Here is a 262-nt window from a genome sequence, read left to right as displayed (position 1 = left end):
GATCGCCTTTCTTCTGTGCAATTTCAACGCCGACGATTTCCTGGGCCAACGTGCCGTCGCGCTGCGCGCGGGCCGCCTTTTGTTGACTTGCCAGGGCAAACGCGTCCTGGTCCGCGCGGCTGATACCGAATTCGACAGCGACGTTTTCCGCGGTTTCAGGCATCGAGTCCACGCCGTACTGGCGTTTCATCAGCGGATTGATGAAGCGCCAGCCGATGGTGGTGTCGTGGATCCCGGCTTGCCGCGAAAACGCGCTGCCGGC

The 262-nt window shown here is 62.2% G+C and carries 1 pseudogene; it reads right to left on the bottom strand.

The annotated features are described in order from the left end of the window. Positions 1 to 262: pseudogene (locus tag SB751_RS31920) on the bottom strand (3-oxoadipyl-CoA thiolase); the annotation flags it as partial.

This window comes from Cupriavidus sp. SIMBA_020, from assembly GCF_046535395.1.
Classification (GTDB): Bacteria; Pseudomonadota; Gammaproteobacteria; order Burkholderiales; family Burkholderiaceae; genus Cupriavidus; species Cupriavidus campinensis.
Note: the sequence above shows the minus strand (reverse complement) of the source record. Positions and strands in the feature narration are given on the sequence as shown.